This window comes from Photobacterium jeanii (genome assembly GCF_001650345.1).
Lineage (GTDB): Bacteria > Pseudomonadota > Gammaproteobacteria > Enterobacterales > Vibrionaceae > Photobacterium > Photobacterium jeanii.
On record NZ_LVHF01000001.1, the window covers coordinates 1 to 1,031 of the forward strand.

Consider the following 1,031-nt stretch of genomic DNA (forward strand, 5'->3'; position numbering starts at 1 on the left):
TTTAAAAACAGGGTTACATTGCATAGCGGACATCATAGCCATGTACAACACAGTACGCACTTGAGCACGACCACCTTGAATAACTCTTTTGCCTTTATGACGACCACTTTCCTTGGTTATGGGGGCGACACCGACTAGAGCAGCGGCTTGTTTATTCGTGATATAACCAAGCTCAGGAACGTTGCTAATAATAGAGGCTGCTGCGATATTTCCTATTCCTGGAACTCTTTGAAGTAGGGTGTTCTTGGCATGATATTCAGGACAAGTATCGATCAATTTAATGAGTTTATTTTCTATTTTATCAATCTGGTTTTTTATCGCAGTTAAAATAGGTTTAATGGTGGGATGCATCTCTTTAGGTAGAATTTGGATACGGTTTTTCTCCATCGTTTGCATTGATAGAAGTTGGTTTCGTCTGATGACTAAGTCACTCATAAGACGAATGTTTTCTGCTTTAAGCTCGGTTAGTTTTGGTTGTATAGCTTCAGCATAATGAGCGATTAACTCTGAGTCTAGTCGGTCATTTTTAGCACGTCTGCCAATCGCGCCAGCAAAGCGCTTGATGTGTAAAGGGTTAGCGATAACAAAAGGAAGATTTACCTCAGAGCACGCCATGATAAATGGCATTTCAAGGCGACCAGTCGCTTCAACAACGATGCGTTTGGGATGGTGTTGCACAATAGTTTTAATCGCCTGTTTTATCCCTTTATCGTTGTTTTCGACAGTAAAAAATAGGTCTAATGGACGGATGTGAATATCTAATTGTGACTTACCGACATCAACGCCGATATTTATGTTTTGAGATGCAGTAGGATTCATAATAAGCTAACTCATGCTTGCGTAATACGGGCTCAAGTCCCAGTCGAGTATTCGAGGTTAGTGCTTGGAGCTTTATACAGTGATCATGTTTGTTATCGGTCTCTCAATGGAGGAGCCAGCGTTTAAACGATCTACTGTATAAAGAGCTTTAGTTGCGGCTAAAGCTAGGGTCTCACGTTACCCGATTTCATGAGTTATTATCCATACAAAGC

1 protein-coding gene is annotated in these 1,031 nt (G+C 40.9%); it reads right to left on the bottom strand.

Annotated features, from left to right (window positions below):
* Nucleotides 1-819, bottom strand: an 819-nt coding sequence (locus A3K86_RS00005) for an IS110 family RNA-guided transposase (RefSeq protein WP_068325748.1), incomplete at its 3' end; no start/stop codon positions are given.
* Nucleotides 820-1,031 lie beyond the last annotated feature (212 nt).